The sequence below is a fragment of the Aeromonas sp. s8 genome, assembly GCF_040907785.1.
GTDB classification, from domain to species: domain Bacteria; phylum Pseudomonadota; class Gammaproteobacteria; order Enterobacterales; family Aeromonadaceae; genus Aeromonas; species Aeromonas veronii.
In genome coordinates this window covers 55,684-74,715 of the sequence record NZ_JBFOCL010000016.1, presented here as the reverse complement: position 1 = coordinate 74,715, position 19,032 = coordinate 55,684, and the positions used below count along the sequence as shown (strand labels likewise).

16 protein-coding genes are annotated in these 19,032 nt (G+C 60.8%); 15 read left to right on the top strand and 1 reads right to left on the bottom strand.

Annotation, left to right across the window (positions count from 1 at the left end; all coding sequences use genetic code 11):
* Positions 1-283: 283 nt before the first annotated feature.
* Genes AB5Y86_RS05825 through AB5Y86_RS05810 form a run of 4 tightly spaced genes read left to right on the top strand, consistent with a single transcriptional unit; the run spans position 284 to position 5,414 of the window.
* The gene (locus tag AB5Y86_RS05825; protein WP_204483677.1) at positions 284-1,603 is read left to right on the top strand and encodes a lipopolysaccharide biosynthesis protein; all 1,320 of its coding nucleotides are present in this window, start codon (positions 284-286) and stop codon (positions 1,601-1,603) included.
* Positions 1,591-2,997 carry an O-antigen ligase family protein gene (locus AB5Y86_RS05820; protein ID WP_368192382.1) on the top strand — a complete coding sequence of 469 codons (1,407 nt, stop codon included), beginning with the start codon at positions 1,591-1,593 and terminating at the stop codon, positions 2,995-2,997. Before AB5Y86_RS05825 ends, AB5Y86_RS05820 begins: the two co-directional genes overlap by 13 nt.
* Positions 2,994-4,265 (top strand): glycosyltransferase family 4 protein, encoded by a 1,272-nt coding sequence (locus AB5Y86_RS05815; protein WP_368192381.1) that lies wholly within the window; start codon positions 2,994-2,996, stop codon positions 4,263-4,265. Before AB5Y86_RS05820 ends, AB5Y86_RS05815 begins: the two co-directional genes overlap by 4 nt.
* A gap of 12 nt (positions 4,266-4,277) precedes the next feature.
* Positions 4,278-5,414, top strand: a complete 1,137-nt coding sequence (locus AB5Y86_RS05810) for a glycosyltransferase family 4 protein (protein WP_368192380.1) — start codon at positions 4,278-4,280, stop codon at positions 5,412-5,414.
* 44 nt (positions 5,415-5,458) lie between these two features.
* Here AB5Y86_RS05810 and AB5Y86_RS05805 read toward each other — a convergent pair whose 3' ends face one another.
* Entirely contained in the window at positions 5,459-6,505 is a 1,047-nt protein-coding gene (locus AB5Y86_RS05805) for a diguanylate cyclase (RefSeq protein WP_368192379.1), read from the bottom strand.
* Positions 6,506-7,753: 1,248 nt separating this feature from the next.
* On the opposite strand from AB5Y86_RS05805, the gene hybO reads away from it, so the two are divergent.
* From hybO to AB5Y86_RS05750, 11 genes are all read left to right on the top strand, one after another.
* On the top strand, positions 7,754-8,887 hold the full coding sequence (gene hybO, locus AB5Y86_RS05800) for a hydrogenase 2 small subunit (RefSeq protein ID WP_005345182.1): 1,134 nt from the start codon (positions 7,754-7,756) through the stop codon (positions 8,885-8,887).
* 2 nt (positions 8,888-8,889) lie between these two features.
* Entirely contained in the window at positions 8,890-9,936 is a 1,047-nt protein-coding gene (hybA, locus tag AB5Y86_RS05795; protein WP_118853773.1) for a hydrogenase 2 operon protein HybA, read from the top strand.
* Positions 9,929-11,116 carry a Ni/Fe-hydrogenase cytochrome b subunit gene (gene hybB / locus AB5Y86_RS05790; RefSeq protein ID WP_021230238.1) on the top strand — a complete coding sequence of 396 codons (1,188 nt, stop codon included), beginning with the start codon at positions 9,929-9,931 and terminating at the stop codon, positions 11,114-11,116. The genes hybA and hybB overlap by 8 nt, the downstream gene beginning before the upstream one ends.
* Positions 11,113-12,816, top strand: coding sequence for a hydrogenase 2 large subunit (hybC, locus tag AB5Y86_RS05785; RefSeq protein WP_368192378.1), 1,704 nt, complete (start codon positions 11,113-11,115; stop codon positions 12,814-12,816). The genes hybB and hybC overlap by 4 nt, the downstream gene beginning before the upstream one ends.
* The gene (locus AB5Y86_RS05780; RefSeq protein WP_368192377.1) at positions 12,816-13,346 is read left to right on the top strand and encodes a HyaD/HybD family hydrogenase maturation endopeptidase; all 531 of its coding nucleotides are present in this window, start codon (positions 12,816-12,818) and stop codon (positions 13,344-13,346) included. Before hybC ends, AB5Y86_RS05780 begins: the two co-directional genes overlap by 1 nt.
* Complete coding sequence (hybE, locus tag AB5Y86_RS05775) at positions 13,328-13,867, top strand: hydrogenase-2 assembly chaperone (protein WP_368192376.1); 540 nt, start codon at positions 13,328-13,330, stop codon at positions 13,865-13,867. The genes AB5Y86_RS05780 and hybE overlap by 19 nt, the downstream gene beginning before the upstream one ends.
* Positions 13,868-13,998: 131 nt before the next feature.
* Entirely contained in the window at positions 13,999-15,621 is a 1,623-nt protein-coding gene (locus AB5Y86_RS05770; protein ID WP_368192375.1) for an ABC transporter substrate-binding protein, read from the top strand.
* A complete protein-coding gene (locus tag AB5Y86_RS05765; RefSeq protein ID WP_368192374.1) occupies positions 15,606-16,616 on the top strand; it encodes an ABC transporter permease in 1,011 nt (336 codons plus the stop codon). The genes AB5Y86_RS05770 and AB5Y86_RS05765 overlap by 16 nt, the downstream gene beginning before the upstream one ends.
* Positions 16,606-17,421, top strand: coding sequence for an ABC transporter permease (locus tag AB5Y86_RS05760; RefSeq protein WP_368192373.1), 816 nt, complete (start codon positions 16,606-16,608; stop codon positions 17,419-17,421). Before AB5Y86_RS05765 ends, AB5Y86_RS05760 begins: the two co-directional genes overlap by 11 nt.
* Positions 17,415-18,203: an ATP-binding cassette domain-containing protein gene (locus AB5Y86_RS05755; RefSeq protein WP_368192372.1), complete on the top strand. Its 789-nt coding sequence runs from the start codon at positions 17,415-17,417 to the stop codon at positions 18,201-18,203. Before AB5Y86_RS05760 ends, AB5Y86_RS05755 begins: the two co-directional genes overlap by 7 nt.
* The gene (locus tag AB5Y86_RS05750) at positions 18,203-18,844 is read left to right on the top strand and encodes an ATP-binding cassette domain-containing protein (RefSeq protein WP_368192371.1); all 642 of its coding nucleotides are present in this window, start codon (positions 18,203-18,205) and stop codon (positions 18,842-18,844) included. Before AB5Y86_RS05755 ends, AB5Y86_RS05750 begins: the two co-directional genes overlap by 1 nt.
* Positions 18,845-19,032 lie beyond the last annotated feature (188 nt).

Genomic DNA, 19,032 nt, shown 5'->3' with positions numbered 1-19,032 from the left:
GGTGCAGTCCGTTGCTCGCTAAGCAGAAAGCAGGGATCGGGCCAACAGGACGACCCCAGCGTGATCGGGCCAAATGGGGCTAAGAGGTGGGGCAGATTGCACCGGTCGGTGCAATTTGCAGCCAGCGTTGTGCAAAACGCAAATGCCAGTCTCATTCTGGGCTTGTTCAGGCTGGTTAAGCCGCACAGAGGGGCTATCGCTTCAGGGCGGGAGTGAGTGGCGTGGGCTTTGCATTAGCGGTAGCTGACCCGGAGCAGGATGCTTCGGGTGGCTGGGAGGCCCTATGAAACTTGGTGTGAACCAGATTGCCATGCTCTATTACGCCGGCGGCTTGCTCCTGATGAAGGGGATCTCCCTGCTGATGCTGCCGGTGTTGACCCATCAGCTGCTGCCTCGTGAATACGGCCAGCTGGAGGTGCTGCTGACCCTCATCAATCTGGGTTCCCTTATTTTGGGCTTCGGGCTGGTGGATGCCCTCTACCGCTTTGCCGGATTGGCGAAAGATGAGCAGGAGCGCCAGCAGGTGGTGGCCCGCATGTTTGGTCTGGTCTGGTTGATCGCCCTGGCCAGTCTGGTGCTGCTCTGGCTCTTGGCACCTGTGGTGCAAGCCTGGTTGCCGGTTGAAACCCGCCTTGCGGATGTGCGCTGGGTGCTCTGCGCCCTGCCGTTTGAAGGGGTGATCGGCGTGCCGCTGGCATGGCTGCGGATGCGCAATCAGGCGCGGCTCTTTTTCGTGGCGACTGCAGGCAAGGCGGTGATCCAGTCGGTGCTGACCGGCTGGTGGCTCTGGCTCGGTTGGGGAGTAAGCGGGGTGTTAGCCTCCGGCACCCTGACCTGCATCGCTCTGGCGCTGCTGCTGAGCCTCTGGCAGTGGCGAGATAGCGGGATCCGCTTTGACTGGCAGCACTATCGGCCGCTGCTGCGCTATGGATTGCCCCTGGTGGTGAGCGGGCTGGCAGGTTTTGCCCTGAGCGGACTGGATCGCTGGTTGCTGGCCGATGTGGTGGGTGAGGCGCTGCTCGCCTACTACGCGGTGGCGGGCAAGCTGGCGCTGGCAGTGGGACTTCTGCTGCAACCCTTTGCCCTCTGGTGGTATCCCCGCCGTTTCATGCTGCTGCGCGAACCGGATGGACTGCGACTCAATGCTCACTACAGCGTGATGGGGTCGGTACTGGGGTTTGTCACCGCGGGGATTGTCGGGCTCACTGCCCCCTTGCTCATTCGCTGGCTGACCCCGGAGAGCTATCACGGGGCGATTGCCTATATTCCGCTGCTGGTGCTGGGTATGGCGGTGCGCAATGTTTCGGACTTGCTCAATGTCGGCTGCTTTAGCGGCGAGAAGAGCAATGCCCAGATGGTGATCAATCTGGGCTGCAGCGCCCTTGGGGTCGCAGGCTTTCTGCTCGCCATCCCCCCCTTCGGGGTTGCCGGGGTGATCTGGACTCTGCTGCTGGTCTATCTGGTACGGGCGCTGGCCTTTTATCTGGTGAGCCAGCGGTTGCTGCCGCTGCCGTATCGCCTTTCCACCCTCTGGGCCAGTTCGCTTGGGGCGCTGGCGATGGTCTGGCTCGGCCAATGGTGGGCAGGATCATGGCTCGTCTAACGCCAGCCATCTGGGCAAGCGCCATCTGTCTGGTGCTGGCCCTGCTCTGGTGGCGGCTGCCCCATCCCTTGCTGCTACCGGTGCTCGGTCTTGCCATTCCCGCCATCTGGTTTGCCCTGCGCTGGCCCTTCTTGATGGTGCTGGGGTTTGTCACCTTCTCCTTCTTTCGGCTGCATGAGGTGTTCCCCCAGCTCTATCCCCTCAAGATCCCGCTGCTCTTCTCGCTGGCCGCCATCGGCGCGCTGGTCTGGCACATTTTGCTGACCGGCCGGATCAAGCCCTACTGGAGTCCAGCCCTGAGCTGGCTGACGGCCTTCTTTGTGATGGTCTCCATCGGTGTGCTGTTTGCCAGCAACCGGGGTGAGGCGATCGCCACCTGGACCGGCAGCTACAGCAAGATCTATCTGATGACCCTGGCCACCGCCTGGCTGGTACGCACCCCGGGGGATTTTGCGCTGGCGGTGCGTACCTTCGTGGTAGCGGGCTGTCTGGTGGCGCTGGTGGCCCTCTACAACAAGGCGAGCGGGATCGGGCTGGTGGAGGGGACCCGGGTGACCATAGGGCGCGAGCTGGGCTCTGTGCTGGGGGATCCCAACGATCTGGCGCTGGTGCTGCTCTTTCCTGCTGGTTTTTCGCTGAGCTTGCTGCTCAATCAGGGCAATGGGGTGGGGGGGCGTTTACTGGGTGGGCTTGGCTTTGCGCTGACCGCCGCCGCCATTATCGCCACCCAGAGCCGCGGCGGCTTGCTTGGCGTGTGTGCGGTCAGCGGCCTGTTTGCCTGGCAGCGAGTGAAGTCGAAAACCCTGTTGATCTCGATGGGGATGGTCGCGCTGGTAGTGCTCTTTGCCGCTGCCGGGATCAGCGACCGGGCATCTGGCGGCGCCGCCGAGAGTGGGGTCGATGCCTCGGCCATGGGGCGGATCTACGCCTGGCAAGCGGCCTGGGGCATGGCGCTGGGCCATCCGTTGGTGGGGGTGGGCTTGTCCAATTTCTATTACAACTACTTCTTCTACAGCCCCCATTGGGATGGGCTTAATCATGCGGTGCACTCCACCTGGTTCGGGGTGCTGGCTGAAACCGGCTTTGTCGGGTTGGCGCTGTTTATCGGCATGGTGACGGTGGCCCTGCGCAGTTGCTGGCGTTGCCAGCTTGCTGGCATGCCTCCTGCAGTGATCACGGCAATGCAGGGGGTGATGGCCAGCATGGTGGGGTTTGTGATTTCGGGATCCTTCCTGACCCAGGGCTTTACCTGGCCCATCTATCTGGAGTTGGCGCTGGCCGTCGCCGCCATCAAGTACGTGCAGCAGGCGGCCACAGAGGTGAAGGCCACCGCTGAGGAGCATCAGGAGGCAACCCGGTTGCCGGCAGTGCCACCAAAGGGAGCAAGAGGATGAACGCAACCCCTGTTTTGCTGGTTCACTACGGAGAGGACTGGATCCGCGGCAGCGAACGCTGCCTGCTGGATCTGCTGGCCCACCTCGATCGCAGCCGGTTTACGCCGTTGCTCTGGTGCAATAGCCCGACGCTGGCGGCAGAGGCGGCCACCCTCGGGGTCGAAACCATGGTCGAGCCGTTCAGCCTGCTGCTGGGATGGCAGGCGCCCCGCTTTGATCTTGCTGCCCATCGGCGCCTCTCCCGGCAAGCCAGAGAGCTCATCACCGAGCGGCAGATTGGGCTGGTGCATGCCAACAGCGCGGCCCCTTGTCAGTGGCTGGTGGGGGTCTGTCGAGTGTTGCAGGTACCGCTGGTGTGCCACCTCCATGCCCGTTACCAGCCAAGAGACAGATTCAGCCTGCGGGTTCATCAGGCAAGCGTGCTGATCGGGGTGAGCGAGCCGGTGTTGACCGGTTGGCGCCAGGATGGCTGCGCGGCCGATCGGTTGATCCGGGTATCCAACGGGGTGGATGCCGCTCGCCTGAATGGCGGTGCTCACTGGCCGGTCTTCGGCATGCTGGGCTTGCCACCGGGGGATATGATCATCGCAACCGTCGGCTCATTGATCAAACGCAAGGGGATTGATCTGCTGATCCGCTCGCTGGCTGCCCTGATGGCATCGGGGGAGGAAGCCCAGTTGCTGATCATTGGCAGCGGCCCGGAGCGGGAAGCATTGATGGCGTTGGCTGTCGAGCTCGGGGTGGCCGAGCGGGTCCACTTTCTCGGCGAGCGGCCGGACAGCGCGGCTATCTTGCGGGGCGGGGTGGATCTGCTGGTCTCCGGAGCCCGTGAGGAGGTGTTTGGTCTGACGTTGGCGGAGGCGGGCATGTTGGGGCTCCCCGTCAGTGCCTATCGGGTGGGCGGCATCCCCGAAGTGGTGGAGGAGGGGGTGACCGGCTTGCTGGCAACCCCGGGGGATTGGGCCGAGATGGCTGATCACTGGCGGCAATTGAGCAATCCGCAGCGCCGATGTGAAATGGGGCGGGCCGCTCAGTTGCGTGCCGCACAGCTGTTCACGGTGGCGCGCTATGTCGACGGGGTCACGGCGGTGTGGGACGCCGCGCTGGCTGGTCGTTGGCACGCCACGGCCCCCACACCCTTCCGACCACTCATGCATTGGGCGGGGCAACGCCTCCTTGCCAGAGGGCGCAATATGCTGGCGAGTGGGATGGCAAGAGTGGCGCAAAAAGTGCAACTGGGGTTTGGCCGCCGCAAGGTGTCAGAGTAAGGGAGCAGCAAGATGAGCATGCAAACTGAGCCGGTGTTCGGAAAGGTCATCGTTGTGGATCCCATCCCGTTTCGCGGTGGCTCCAAGGTTGCGACCGAAGTGCTGCTCGATGAGTTGGCCAAACGGATGCCCGGGCTCATATGCCATGTGCTGACCCAGGATCCCGACTCCTGGTCCCGTTGTCAGCATCATCCCCTTTGGCTGCCCCACATATTGAAGGGGCGGGAGTCCGGCATCGGTTATCTGCTCAAACAGGGGTGGCAGACCCTGCTCATCCTCTGGCTGATGTTGCGTTTGGGGGAGGTGAAGTGCCTGGTGGCGGCGTCAGGGCCGGGGGTGGATCTCTGCTGTTACTGGGCTGCCCGCTGGTTGCGGTGCCGGGTGGTTCAGCTGATCCATGGCCCTGTGGGGTGCTCGGGGCTCTCTGCCAGAGCCCTGCAGCGGGCGAGTTTTGTCTTTTATCTGGAATCGACACGCAGCTCCCTGGCGGCATTGCTGGCCCGGCTTGGCGAGACCGAGTTCCCGTCACACTGGCAGCCATTTACCAACGGCTTGAGCGAGATTGATTGGCCCAAAGCGACTCTGGGGGGGCCTCGTATTTTGTGGGCGGCCTCGTTGCTGCGCTGGAAGGGGCTGGAGACCATGCTGGCCGCCCATCAACTGATCCCTGACGCTCGCCCCGAGCTGATGGTGTGCTATCTGCAGCCCAAGGGCACGCTGCAACCCTGCAGCCAGCCCCAGCCACAACTGCCAGACACCTATTGGTATGCCAACCCCGCCAATCTTGACGAGATCCGATCTCAATGCGGCATTTTTGTCTCCACCAGTCACCAGGAGCCGTTTGGTCTCTCCATTCTGGAGGCCATGGCGGCAGGATTATGCGTAGTGATCCCGGCCGATGGCGCCTGGTGGGATCGACACCTCATCGATGACGTGAATTGCCGCAAATATCAGCCAAACGATCCCGGCGATCTGGCGCGGGTGCTGGCCAGCCTCAATGCCATGCCCGACGTGGTCAAGCGACTTGGCCATCATGCCCGCCTGCATGCCATGGTCCATTACAACGCGGCAGATACCTATCAAAGCACACTGGATCAGTGGGAAGGTATGTTGCGATGGGATGCGTTGAGCCTTGCCGTGCATGGTTAGCGCGCAGTGGTTCCCCACGGGGAGGATGGTCACGCATGAGGGACTTATGGGCAGACTGGTTGCGGGAGGCTGGGTGACTCTGCCAGTCTGATGCAGTTACGGCCGGATGATTTGGCGGTGTAGAGCGCGGCATCAGCCAGTTTTACCAGTTCAGACGGCTGCCAGTGACTCGATGGTCTGAGGCAGGCAACACCCATGCTAACTGTCAACAGACCGGTGGCATTTTGTGCGTGTGGCTGCGCGAGTGCAAAAATCAGCCGTTGGATATGTTGGGCAATTTCATAGGCGGATTGACGCTCGACATGTGGCAACAGGATGACAAATTCCTCTCCGCCGTAGCGGGCCACCAACTCCCCCGAGCGGCGCCCGGATTGCGCCAGGGTATGGGCCAGCAATCGAAGGCACTCGTCACCGGCAACGTGGCCATAGAGGTCGTTGAACTGCTTGAAATGATCGATGTCGAGCATGATGAGCGCAATCGGCATCTCTGTCTGAATACAGTGCTCCCAGGCCTGGTTCAATGAGTTGTCGAACAGACGACGGTTGCCGATGTTGGTGAGCCCGTCGGTATTGCTGAGCGCTTCCAGTTTCCGGTTCGCTTCCGCCAGCTCCTTGGTTCTGAGCTCGATAATGAGCTCCAGCTCATGTTGGCGCTCCTCCAGACTGGTCATCGGGTAAATTTCGCTTTCCCGAGCCGCACTGTAAGGGATGGAGATACTGCTGTGAGCAATTTTCCACGCCATGGCTTCGTGTCGAAAAATCAATACCAACCTGGCGGTTCTGCGGGAGAGGATAGGTTCTGATTTCGGTAGATGGATATGAAAGAAGGCGGTGACCGCCACCACATCAGCGGCCAGATCTTGCAGGGTCACATCGAGTATTTCCAGGCGGATCCTGCCCGGGATCTGGGCAAAATCGCGGCGGGTTATCCGGATCCACTCATCCCTATCGGTAACCAGAACATCACTGCTGCCGGCAAAACCGCTGAAATTGTCGCTAAACCGCGTGGTGAGCCGATCATCCCGTGATGAATACAGCTCGATGTACTCATCAAACAGTGAGCGGATCAACTGTTCCCGTTCAGTGGTCATTGCGCTGGGCCCATGTGAAGTGGTCACGTTTTTCAAACGTTCGATTGAACTATAGTCAATTATGTCATTTTAATTGGCTATCTATCTTGATTTTTCTCGGTTTTTGTTCAATTCCCGCACTTGGCAAGTGTCCGTAGGGCCAGCCAGAAACAAGGCTCCATGGCGTGGTTATCAGAGGCAGTCAGGGGGAGGCTTCTCTCTGCAACTGGGCCGCTTCGGGCTGCATTTCACGAGCTGAGCTGGGCTGTCAACGAGTTCGAGTTCGATCAGGCAAGGTAGTGGCTGGAGCCACTGCTCGGCTGATGATTAACACGCTTATCGTTTGTCATGTTTATCGTCATCCCAACTCATTTTTTGGGGGGGCCATTGAACAAGAATAATTATCATCTATATCGATGGGAATGGATATTTACGCTCTGGTTAATTAAGCGGGGTGACGTGAAGGTAAATAGTGTGAAGGTGGTCGGTAACATCTGTAACCGGATGAGCGAATGCATCGCGAGTTAAATATGTACACTATGTTGCAGGCAGCCTCCCACCTTGCCTTTTCTCTTACCATTAATTTGAATGCAGATTCACGATGATGCGTAAACATATCCGTGATCGCGATATTTTACTCACCAGCATACAAGACAATAAAGAGTGGGGGAGGTCATACTGATATGCATACCTCGGCGGCATCTTTTCACTAAGCGGTGTTAAACGGCAGGGAGGCCAAGCGGGGTTGTGCTGTGTGGGTTAGCAGAAGCAATTATCGCCGTCCAGTGCAAACTGAAACCAAACGACATGCAGGTAAATCGTGCCATGCAGGCCGTGCTTGCTACCGGTGGTAGCGGGCCGTGAGACAGTTCTGGTATGGGGAGGCAAGTCAGGATGTTGTCCCGTGGATGACTGTATGGAATATGCAATGAGATGGGTAAAGATATATTCAATGGATCATTTATTGGTGGGTATCAGTATTGTGAAATGAGCGGTATAGCCAAGATTTCAATCATGTTAATTTGGCTCACAGTGAAAGAGAGGATATGCGGTGATTAATTATTTAATATCCAATTAAGTTCATAAAATTTACGGTGTTGCTAAATATCCCTTAGGGGGTAATTAATTTCATTTGTGATGTGGCTCGCTATGAAAATAGGGGTAAGCCGGTCGAAATTGATAGAGATCAATACTGCAGGGTGGGTGAGTCCTTAGCATTTCCGCTATTAAGCATTTATCAAACAAGTGCTCACTACGGGAATAAGTAGAATGGTCGAGGATAATTTTTTATCGGCTCATGGGATTAATCGCCGTGATTTTATGAAATTGTGTGCCGGGATGGCCGCAACCCTGGGATTAAGTCAGCATGCCGTCGCCAAGATGGCCACTGCGCTCACCAGCCCCGAACGGCCGCCGGTGATCTGGATTGGGGCGCAGGAGTGCACCGGTTGTACCGAATCGCTGCTGCGCGCCACGCACCCCACCATCGAGAACCTGATCCTCAACACCATTTCGCTGGAGTACCACGAGGTGCTCTCGGCGGCCTTTGGTCATCAGGCTGAAGAGAACAAGCACAACGCCATCAAGCGTTATAAAGGCAAATATGTGCTGGTGGTGGATGGCTCCATTCCGCTCAAGGATGGCGGCGTCTACTGCATGGTGGCCGGTGAGCCTATTGTCGACCATATTCGCCGTGCTGCCGCCGACGCGGCTGCGGTGATTGCCATCGGCTCCTGTGCCGCCTGGGGCGGAGTGCCTGCCAGCGGCGGCAACCCGACCGGCGCGGTCAGCCTGGAAGAGGCCCTCGGCAATATCGGTACTCCCATCATCAATATCCCGGGCTGCCCGCCAAATCCCCACAACTTCCTCACCACGGTTGCCTACTACATCACCTACGGCAAGCTGCCGGCACTGGATAGCAAGAAGCGTCCGCTGTTTGCCTATGAGCGGCTGATCCACGAGAACTGCGAGCGTCGTCCGCACTTCGATGCAGGGCGTTTTGCCAAGGAGTTTGGTGATGAGGGTCACCGTCAGGGTTGGTGTCTCTACCATCTTGGCTGCAAAGGGCCGGAGACCTACGGCAACTGCTCGACTCTGGAGTTCTGCGATGTGGGCGGCGGCATCTGGCCGGTCGGCATCGGTCACCCCTGTTATGGCTGCAACGAGCAGGGGGTGGGTTTTAGCAAGGGGATCTTCCAGCTCGCCAAGGTCGAGAACCCGACCCCGCGGGTGGATAAACCCGATGTGAAAATTCAGGAGGGGGGCTATACCTCGCCCACCGCGACCGGCCTTATCGGTGGCGCCCTCGGGGTGCTGGTGGGGGTGAGTCTGATGACGGTGCGTGAACTCGGTCGTCAGCAGAAACGCCACGAAGCCGGGCAGCACCCATCACGGGAGGAGTAACCGTGAACAGACGCAACTTCCTCAAATTTGCCTCCGTCGGTGCGCTGGCGGCGGGCACAGCCGTACCCGGCACCGCACTGGCGGCGGCCAAGAACAAGCCGCCCATTCCCGGCGCGCTCGGCATGCTCTACGACTCTACCCTCTGCGTCGGCTGTCAGGCCTGTGTGGCGGAGTGTCAGCGCCTCAACGGCAACCCGGCCAATCCAGCCGGGGCGCAAACCTGGTCCAACAACGACAAGCTGACCCCCTACACCAACAACATTATTCAGGTGTGGAAGAGCGGCACTGGCGAGCACAAGGATCAGCTGGTGGATGGCTACGCCTACATCAAGAAGCAGTGCATGCACTGTGTCGATCCCAACTGCGTCTCTGTCTGTCCGGTGCAGGCTCTTAAAAAAGATCCCAAGACCGGCATCGTTCACTACGACCCGAGCGTCTGCACCGGCTGTCGCTACTGCATGGTGGGCTGCCCGTTCGATGTGCCCAAATATGACTACGACAATCCGCTGGGGGCGATCCACAAGTGCGAGCTCTGCAACCAGAAGGGGCTTGAGCGGATCGATCAGGGCAAGTTGCCTGGGTGTGTCGAGGTGTGCCCCACCGGCGCCGTGATCTTCGGCACCCGGGAGGAGCTGATGGCCGAGGCCAAGCGTCGTCTGCTGGCGACTCCGGGCAGCGAATATGCCTATCCGCGCCAGACCCTCTCTGCCAACGACCCCTACCTGCACGAAGTGCCCAACTACCAGCCATACGTCTATGGCGAGAAGGAGGGGGGCGGCACCCAGGTGCTGGTGCTGGCCGGGGTGCCCTATACCAAGCTCGACATGCCCGACTTGCCGGAGCTCTCCTCCGGTGCCCGCTCCGAGCATATCCAGCACACCCTCTACAAGGGGATGGTGCTGCCCATGGTGGTGCTGACCGGCCTTTCGGTGCTCATTCGCCGCAACACCAAGAATGGTCACGATCACCATCATGATGATGGCCATGATCAGGGGAGTACGCAGATCAAGGATCAGGGCACCACAAAGGGAGGCAAGGATCATGAGTAATCACAAGGCGTATCCCCTCGGCGGCAAGCTGGTCAGCTGGCCTGTGCTGGTGCTGGCCCCCTTTGCCGTGCTGTGCGGCATGTTGATTTTAAAACGCCTCGTCTTCGGGCTGGGCTCGGTCACCGATCTGAATGGCGGCTACCCCTGGGGACTCTGGATCTCGTTCGATCTCTTGATCGGCACCGGTTTCGCCTGCGGCGGCTGGGCACTGGCCTGGGCTGTCTATGTGTTCAACCGGGGCGAGTATCACCCGCTGGTGCGACCGGCCCTGTTGGCGAGCCTGTTCGGCTACTCGCTCGGTGGTCTCTCCATCACCATCGACGTGGGCCGTTACTGGAACCTTCCGTACTTCTACCTGCCCGGTCACTTCAACACCTCCTCGGTGCTGTTCGAGACGGCGGTCTGCATGACCATCTATATCGGGGTGATGGCGCTGGAGTTTGCGCCCGTGCTGCTGGAGAAGTTCGGCTGGAAGGCGTCACTCATTCGCCTCAACAAGATCATGTTCTTCGTGCTGGCGCTGGGGGCTCTGCTGCCCACCATGCACCAGTCCTCGATGGGCTCGTTGATGATCGTCGCGGGGGAGAAGATCCATCCGCTCTGGCAAAGCTACGAGTTGCTGCCGGTCTTTTCGCTTCTGACCGCATTTATTATGGGCTTCTCCATCGTGGTATTTGAGGGCTCTTTGGTGCAGGCGGGACTGGCGGGGCGGGGCCCCAACGAGAAGTCGCTCTTCTACAAGCTGACCCAGGTGATCGACATCTTCCTGATCCTGTTTGTGGCGCTGCGCTTTGCCGAGATCGTCATCCACGACAAGTCGGAGTATCTCTCCGAGTTCAATCGCTTCTCCATCATGTTCTGGAGCGAGATTGCGCTGATGATCTTCCCGCTGCTGGTGTTCCACTGGGACAAGAGCCGCCGGGATTCGCGCATGTTGTTCCTGGGGGCCCTCAGCATGCTGCTGGGCGCCGCCCTCTGGCGACTGGATTACTCCTTGCTCGCCTTCAACCCCGGCAATGGCTACCACTACTTCCCCTCCGCGGAGGAGGTGCTGATCTCTCTGGGCTTTGTTGCCATCGAGGTGTGTGCCTATTTGCTGTTGATCCGGCTCTTGCCGGTACTGCCATCACTTGAACGTGTTCACCAAGATTATCAGGCCCGAGGGAAAGCCAACGTATGAGCCAACGTATCACCATAGACCCCATCACCCGCATTGAGGGGCACCTGCGTATCGACTGCGAAATCGAAGGCGGAAAAGTGACCAAAGCCTGGTCGTCCGGCACCATGTGGCGCGGGATGGAGGAGATCGTCAAGGGCAACGACCCGCGCGATGCCTGGATGATTGTGCAGCGCATCTGCGGGGTATGTACCTCCATTCACGCCATCGCCTCGGTACGTGCGGTGGAGAACGCCATCGGAGCCAAGGTGCCGGTCAACGCCCAGTTTATCCGCAACCTTATCATCGCGGCCCACAACATCCACGATCACATCGTCCACTTCTACCAGCTCTCCGCGCTGGACTGGGTGGATATCACCGCGGCCCTTGAGGCCAATCCGCAAAAAGCGGCAGACATGCTCAAGGGGGTATCGACCTGGTCCCTCAACAGTGCCGATGAACTGACCAAGGTGCAGGACAAGATCCGCGCGCTGGTGGCGAGCGGCCAGCTCGGCATCTTTGCCAACGGTTACTGGGGTCACAAGGAGATGAAGCTGAGCCCGGAGGTGAACCTCATCGCCGTGGCCCACTACCTGCAGGCGCTGGAGTGCCAGCGCGATGCCAACCGCATTGTCGCCATCCTCGGTGGCAAGAGCCCGCACATCCAGAATCTGGCGGTGGGCGGCGTGGCCAACCCCATCAATCTGGATGCACCAAGCGTGCTCAACCTCGAGCGGCTGCTCTATGTGAAGAGCTTTATCGACCGGCTCGGCGAGTTTATCGAGCAGGTCTACAAGGTAGATGCCGCCATCATAGCCGCCCACTATCCCGAGTGGCTGAGTCTGGGGCAGGGGGCCAAACACTACCTGAGCGTGCCGGAACTGCCCACCGATGCCAACGGCGGCAGCTTCCTGATGCCGGGCGGCTATATCGAGAATGGCAATCTGACGGGTTATCGCCCCATCGAGAGCCATCAGGATGGCTGGCTGATGGATGGCATCGCCGAGAGCAACAAGCACGCCTGGTACAAGGATGACGCCCCCCTCAAGCCGTGGGAGGGCAAGACCGAGCCGAACTACACCGGCTGGCTGGATGATGGCAAATACTCCTGGGTCAAATCCCCCACCTTCTACGGCAAGGTGGTGGAGGTGGGGCCGCTTGCAGACCTCTTGGTCAAGCTCGCCGCCAAGCACCCGGAGACGGTGGCGCATTTCGATCAGCTGAACGGCATCTACAAGGCGCTCACCGGCTCTGCCATCAAGACTGAACAGCTGCACTCCACCATGGGTCGCATTATCGGTCGCGCGGTGCGCTGCTGCGTGCTCAAAGACACCCTGGCGCACCAGTGGAAGGCGCTGGTGGACAACATCGGCAAGGGGGACACCACCGCCTACATCAAGGCCGAGATCCCGGCGGATAAAGAGTTTCGCGGGGTAGGCTTTGAAGAGGCGCCGCGCGGCATGCTCTCCCACTGGATCGTCATCAAGGGCGGCAAGATCGAGAACTATCAGGCGGTGGTGCCATCGACCTGGAACTCGGGCCCGCGCAACTTCAACGACGAACCCGGCCCATACGAGCAGGCACTAGTGGGCACCCCGGTGGCGGATCCCGCCAAACCGCTGGAAGTGGTGCGCACCATCCACTCGTTCGATCCCTGCATGTCCTGTGCGGTGCATGTGGTGGATACCCAGAATGGCGAAACAACTCAGGTGAAGGTGTTGTGATGAACATCCTGATCCTGGGCGTCGGCAACCTGCTCTTGAGCGATGAGGCGGTGGGGGTTCGCATCGTCGAGGGGCTGGGGCGCGAATACCGTTTCGCCCCCGGCATCGAGCTGCTCGACGGCGGTACCGCCGGCATGGAGTTGCTCGAAGCGATGGCCAGTCGCGATCACATCATTCTGGTTGATGCGGTGCGCAGCGGTAATCCGCCGGGCACAGTCGTGACCCTGAAGGATGAGGAGATCCCGACCCTGTTTGGCCGCAAGATCTCCCCCCATCAACTGGGGCTGGCGGACGTGCTCTCGGCGCTGCACATGACGGGGGAGTCGCCCAAGCGACTCACCTTGATCGGGGTCGAGCCCGCATCCCTCGAACCGCGCATCGGCCTCACCCCCGTGGTGGCGGCTGCCATGGGGGAGGCGACGGATCGGATTTTGACCCTGCTGGCCGCCGTTGGCGCGCCCGCCATTGCACTCTCTGAGCAGGAGAAAGCTGAACAAGCGCGGGAGGGTTTATGGCGCAGTCCCATTTAAGCGAGGCTGAGAGAGTGCTGGAGATAGTACCGGAGACAGCGCAGGAGTTTGCCGGTTTTGCCAGCAATCCCGCGCCTCTGCTGATAGCCCAGTACGAGCGGATCGCTCGCGAAGAGATGCAGGCGTTGCCCTTCTATCACGCCACCATGCCCATTGTGGCGGAGTGCGTGCTGTTTGAAGGACAGTGGCTCGGCTGCGTGCTCACCCCCTGGATGTTGAGCGTGGTGGTGCTGCCAGGGCCGGATCAGCTTTGGCCGGTTCGCAGCAGCAGCGATCGGCTCGCCCTGCAGCTCCCCTGCGGCAACATGACCTTTATGGTGGGTGAATTGCCCGAGACGGGACAGCTGCTGGCTTGCTCCCTGATGTCGCCGCTCGATCCCCATCTCGGTGCCGAGCAGGGGCGGGCGCTGGTGAGCAGCACCCTCAAGATGCTGCTCTCCTTGCCGGTGCAGCAAGGGACTGGCGGCGTGGATCTGGGCCGCAGACGGCTATTCGGTGCCCGGCGCGGTCAACCGGCATAGTTGCTAGGTTTCACGCGAAATCAAGTTTAGAATAGGGGGCCATTTTGGCCCCTCACTCCCATGTTCAGACACGCATTCCACCTCTTTTTTGAGTGATGATCCGTGAGTGGTACAAAACAAGAAGGATCCCCATGACTGTTCCACGCAAATCCCTTCGCCATTACGCTAGATCCAGCGCTACCGCCCTGTTGACCCTGCTGCTGGGCACTGCCTCTCACACGGCGCTGGCCGCTGCTCAACCTGTGCCTGCCGAGCTCAAGCTCGCCATCGGCAGTGAGCCCACCGAAGGGTTTGACCCTCTGCTCGGCTGGAGCCACGGCAGCTACCTGCTGCTGCACAGCCCGCTGCTCAAACAGATTGCTGGCGATACTGCCGATCTCAGTTGGCAGAATGTGCTCACCCAAGCGGTGACCCCAAGCAAGGATGGCAAGGGGTGGCTCATTACTCTCAAGCCTGATCTGAAATTCTCCAACGGCGCGCCGCTCACCGCCGAGGATGTGGCCTTTACCTACAACAGCGCGGCCAAGGGTGGCGGCAAGATCGACATGGGCAACTTTGTCTCGGCCAAGGTGCTCTCGCCCACCGAGGTGGCCATCACTCTTAGCGCCCCTCAGAGCACCTTCGTCAACGTGCTGGGCTCCTTGGGGATAGTGTCGAAGCAGGATTACGACGCAAAAGCCTATGCCCAAAAACCGGTCGGTGCTGGCCCTTACCGGTTGGTGAGCTTCCTGCCCGGTCAGCAACTGGTGGTAGAGGCGAACCCCTATTACGCCGGCGGCAACAACGATTTCAAACGGCTGGTGTTTGTCTTTATCGATGAAGAGAGCGCCTATGCCGCCGCCCAGAGTAGCCAGCTCGATGTGGTGCGCATTGCCCCGTCACTGGCGCCAACCGTGCCTGCTTCCCTCAAGCTCTGGGTGCGGCCGAGCGTGGAGAACCGTGGCATCGTCTTCCCTATTCCGCCTGTGGGTGGCAAGGATGCCAAGGGTTATCCCATCGGCAATGACGTGACCTCGGATGTGGCAGTGCGCCGCGCCATCAACTACGCCATCGATCGCAAGCTTTTGGCTGATCAACTGCTGGAAGGACATGCCATCCCCGCCTACAGCGCGGTGGAAGGCTTGCCCTGGCTGAACAAAGACACCGCCTTCAAGGATGGCGATACGGCCCACGCCAACGCCCTGCTCGACGAGGCGGGCTGGAAGAGGGGCAGCGATGGCATTCGCCACAAGGGCTCCCTGCGCGCCGCCTTTACCCTCTGGTACACCAGCGGCGACAGCACCCGCCGGGATCTGGCAGAAGCGGTGCGGGCCATGCTCAAACCCATTGGCCTTGAGGTGAGCCTCAAGTCCGGCAGCTGGGAGCAGGTGGAGCGGGAGATGCACGCCAATCCGGTGCTGATGGGGTGGGGGAGTCTGGATCCCATGGAGCTCTATCACCACTACCAGAGCGGCTCCGGTGGCGTGGAGTTCTACAACCCGGGCTACTACAGCAACCCTGTGGTGGATGGCCACCTCAAGCAGGCGCTGGATGCTCCGAACTGGCAGGCGGCCGTGCCGTTCTGGCAGCAGGTGGAGTGGGATGGCAAAACGGGCGCCGGAGTGCTGGGTGATGCCGCCTGGGCCTGGCTGCTCAATGTGCAGCACACCTATCTCGCCAACCGTTGCATCGATCTTGGCAAGGGGGCGCCGGAAATCCACGGTAGCTGGTCCCTGCTCAACAACCTGCAGGATTGGCGGTGGACGTGCCGGTAAGTTCGCCCTTGAGTCATTCAGGTTATCTGTTGCTAAAAGCCCTGCTGCGTCTGGCAGGGCTGTTATGTTTGGTCTCGGTCGCCACCTTTGTGCTGCTGAGTTACTCCCCCATCGACCCCATCAAGGCCTATATCGGCAACGATCTGCTCCATGTGCCGCCGGAGCAATACGCCCGCATCGCCGCCCGCTGGGGACTGGATCAACCGCTCTGGCTGCGCTACTGGCACTGGTTTACCCAAGTGCTGCAGGGGGATCTCGGTTACTCCATGCTCTACAACGCGCCGGTGAGCGAGGTGATTGGCCAGCGCTTTGCCGCCTCCTTCCTGCTGCTGGCGGGTGCCTGGCTGCTCTCCGGTTTTTTCGGGATTTTGCTGGGCCTCTGCGCCGGTCGCTATCTCAATCGCTGGCCCGATCGCCTTATCTGCCGCTTCGCCTACCTGCTCGCCTCCTTGCCCACCTTCTGGGTCGGCCTGTTGCTGCTCGCCCTGTTTGCGGTGCACTGGCCGCTACTGCCAGTCTGCTGCGCCTGGACGCCGGGGCTCGCTGCCGATGAGGCGGATTGGCTGATGCGGTTGCGTCATCTGCTGCTGCCGGTCACCACGCTCGCCCTGCTCGGGCTGGGCAATATTGCCCTGCATACCCGGGCGCGAGTGGCCGAGGTGCTGGAGAGTGACTTTATCCGCTACGCCCGCGCTCAGGGGGATGGCGGCTGGCCCATGCTGCGTTTTCATGTGCTGCGCCACGCCCTGACCCCGGCGCTCTGCCTGCAGTTTGCCTCCCTTGGTGAGCTGATTGGCGGATCGCTCTTGGCCGAGAAGGTCTTCTCATACCCGGGGCTGGGCCAGGCCACTGTGGATGCGGGGCTGCGGGGCGATATCCCCTTGCTGATGGGAATCGTGCTCTTCTGCACCCTGCTGGTCTTTATTGGCAACACGGTGGCCAGTTTACTGCTGGCGCGCATCAATCGGGGTTGGGAGGGCGAGCATGCTGTTTAATCCGTTTCCCTCCATACTGCGGCTGGGTTTTGCCCTGCTCGGATTGGCGCTGCTGGCCACTTACGGCTGGAGCCTCTCTCATCAGGATGTGCCGATGGATCTGCTGGCGCGCCAGCAACCCCCCTCGCTGGCCCACTGGTTCGGCACCGATCAGATGGGGCGGGATCTCTGGTTGCGGGCTTTTCAAGGCACCCTCACCAGTCTGGAGCTGGGCATCAGCACGGCACTCTGCAGCGGGTTGCTGGCCATGGTGGCGGCAAGTGTGTCGCTCATTCACCCCAGATGTGATGCGGCGGTACGAATGGTGATCGACGCCATGCTGGCGTTACCCCATATGCTGCTCTTGATCCTTATCTGCTTTACCGTGGGGGGCGGCATGCGCGGGGTGATCCTGGCGGTGGCGCTCACCCACTGGCCCAAGCTGGCGCTCATTCTATGTGCAGAAGCGCGGCGGATCGCCTGCAGCGACTATGTGGTGCTGGCCCGCTGTCAGGGGATGGGAGCGCTACGTCGCTGGCGCACCCACCTGCTACCGGGCCTGTTGCCCCAGTGGATTATCGGCACCCTGCTGATGTTTCCCCATGCGGTACTGCACAGCGCGGCCTTGAGCTTTCTCGGCTTTGGTCTGGCGGCCCACGAGGCCTCGCTGGGCCTGCTGCTGGCAGATGCCCTGCGTTATCTGGCCGGTGGCGGCTGGTGGCTGGCCCTCTTCCCGGGGCTGATGTTGTTGCTGCTGGTTCTGCTGTTTGATCAGGCTACCCGCGCTCTGCAACAGCTGCTGTGGCACAGGAGTGAACCATGCTGAGTTTTGACCATGTGACCATAGAGGCGGCCCACTACTCCTGGCTAGGGCGACGCAGCTGGCAGCCTTTGCTGACCGATATCAGCCTGCAACTGGCACCGGGGGAGATAGTGGCGCTGGTGGGGGGGAGCGGCGAGGGCAAGAGCCTGCTGCTGCAAAGCGCTCTGACATTGCTGCCGGACAATCTGCGCATGCGCGGCAGCATCTCACTTGATGGCACACCTCTGTGCGATGCCAGCCGGGCCCGTTTGCGCGGTCACACCCTCTGCTATGTGCCGCAGGGGGTAAGCGCTCTCAATCCATTGCTGACGGTGGAGCGTCAGCTGGGCCGTGCGGCACGCCTCTGCGGCCAGAATGGTTCTCGCGAGCGGCTCGGCGAGCAACTGCTGCGCTACCAGCTGCCCGCGACCACCCTGGACAGATTCCCGCGCCAGCTCTCCGGCGGCATGGCCAAGCGCATTCTGGCCTGCACTGCAGCGCTCGGTGGTGCCCGCTACATTCTGGCAGACGAGATCACCGCCTGGCTCGACGAGGGGCTGGCTTGTCTCCTGCTCGGCCAGTTGCGTGAATTGGCCAATCAGGGCAGCGGTATCCTCTGGGTGACCCACGATCTGGCGCTGGCGGCCCGCTTTGCCGATCGTATCGTGGCGCTCCATCAGGGGCAGGTGAGCGATACCTTGAGCTGCCACCATCTGCGGCAGGGGCAGGGGAGCGAGATGCTCCGTGCCCACTGGCAGGCGCTGCCAGAGTTCAACGCGCTCTTCTCTGTGCCGGAGGTCTCCTGATGTTGGAAGTACGGGATCTCACCATCGCCCAGGGGGAACGTCCCCTCTGGCAGGGGTTATCGCTGACGGTGAAAGCGGGCGAGCGGCTCGGTATCTCCGCTCCGAGCGGCCATGGCAAGACCACGTTGGGGCGAGTGTTGGCGGGTTGGCAACCGGTTGGGGCCGGCGGGCAGCTCCTGCTGGATGGGCTGCCGGTGCCTGAACAGGTAAAAGGTTATAACCCCATCCAGCTGGTGCCCCAGCACCCGGAGCTCACCTTCAATCCCTATCGCACCACCGGGCAGGCGTTGTGGGATGTGTGGCGTCCCGATGAGGCCATGCTGGCCCGCTTTATGATCAAGCCTGAATGGCTCGGTCGTAAACCCGGCCAGCTCTCCGGTGGCGAGCTGGCCCGCATCGCGCTGCTGCGCGCCCTCGATCCTCGCACTCGTCTGCTGATTGCCGACGAGGTGACCGCCCAGCTGGACCCGCAGATTCAGCGCCAGCTCTGGCAGGAGTTGATGGTTGAATGCGAGCAGCGCGGTCTTGGTATGGTCATCTTCAGTCACCAGCAGGCACTGCTGCGCCAGATCTGCCATCGGGTGCTGCGCTTTGGGGAGATGCAGCCCGTGACTGGTGTATTGGCTGAAAATGCGGCCTGATAGTTAGTTCCCCCTCATCCCCAGCCCTTCTCCCGCAAGGGGAGAAGGGGGCAGAAGGTGCCATCTCGCCAGACTCGGGGTTTGGGAAACAGGGGCTGGTTGTATGCTCGCAGGCTCTCTGGGGCGAATATTTCGAGCATATTGCCAGCATCCATGAATAGGTTCCCCTTTCCCTGTTGAGACAGGGA

Excerpts from the sequence above, each read along its gene's own strand:
- AB5Y86_RS05825 (WP_204483677.1), top strand. The coding sequence starts at position 284 with ATGAAACTTGGTGTGAACCAGATTGCCATGCTCTATTACGCCGGCGGC.
- AB5Y86_RS05820 (WP_368192382.1), top strand. The coding sequence starts at position 1,591 with ATGGCTCGTCTAACGCCAGCCATCTGGGCAAGCGCCATCTGTCTGGTG.
- AB5Y86_RS05815 (WP_368192381.1), top strand. The coding sequence starts at position 2,994 with ATGAACGCAACCCCTGTTTTGCTGGTTCACTACGGAGAGGACTGGATC.
- AB5Y86_RS05810 (WP_368192380.1), top strand. The coding sequence starts at position 4,278 with ATGAGCATGCAAACTGAGCCGGTGTTCGGAAAGGTCATCGTTGTGGAT.
- AB5Y86_RS05805 (WP_368192379.1), bottom strand. The coding sequence starts at position 6,505 with ATGACCACTGAACGGGAACAGTTGATCCGCTCACTGTTTGATGAGTAC.
- hybO (WP_005345182.1), top strand. The coding sequence starts at position 7,754 with ATGGTCGAGGATAATTTTTTATCGGCTCATGGGATTAATCGCCGTGAT.
- hybB (WP_021230238.1), top strand. The coding sequence starts at position 9,929 with ATGAGTAATCACAAGGCGTATCCCCTCGGCGGCAAGCTGGTCAGCTGG.
- hybC (WP_368192378.1), top strand. The coding sequence starts at position 11,113 with ATGAGCCAACGTATCACCATAGACCCCATCACCCGCATTGAGGGGCAC.
- AB5Y86_RS05780 (WP_368192377.1), top strand. The coding sequence starts at position 12,816 with ATGAACATCCTGATCCTGGGCGTCGGCAACCTGCTCTTGAGCGATGAG.
- hybE (WP_368192376.1), top strand. The coding sequence starts at position 13,328 with ATGGCGCAGTCCCATTTAAGCGAGGCTGAGAGAGTGCTGGAGATAGTA.
- AB5Y86_RS05770 (WP_368192375.1), top strand. The coding sequence starts at position 13,999 with ATGACTGTTCCACGCAAATCCCTTCGCCATTACGCTAGATCCAGCGCT.
- AB5Y86_RS05760 (WP_368192373.1), top strand. The coding sequence starts at position 16,606 with ATGCTGTTTAATCCGTTTCCCTCCATACTGCGGCTGGGTTTTGCCCTG.
- AB5Y86_RS05755 (WP_368192372.1), top strand. The coding sequence starts at position 17,415 with ATGCTGAGTTTTGACCATGTGACCATAGAGGCGGCCCACTACTCCTGG.
- AB5Y86_RS05750 (WP_368192371.1), top strand. The coding sequence starts at position 18,203 with ATGTTGGAAGTACGGGATCTCACCATCGCCCAGGGGGAACGTCCCCTC.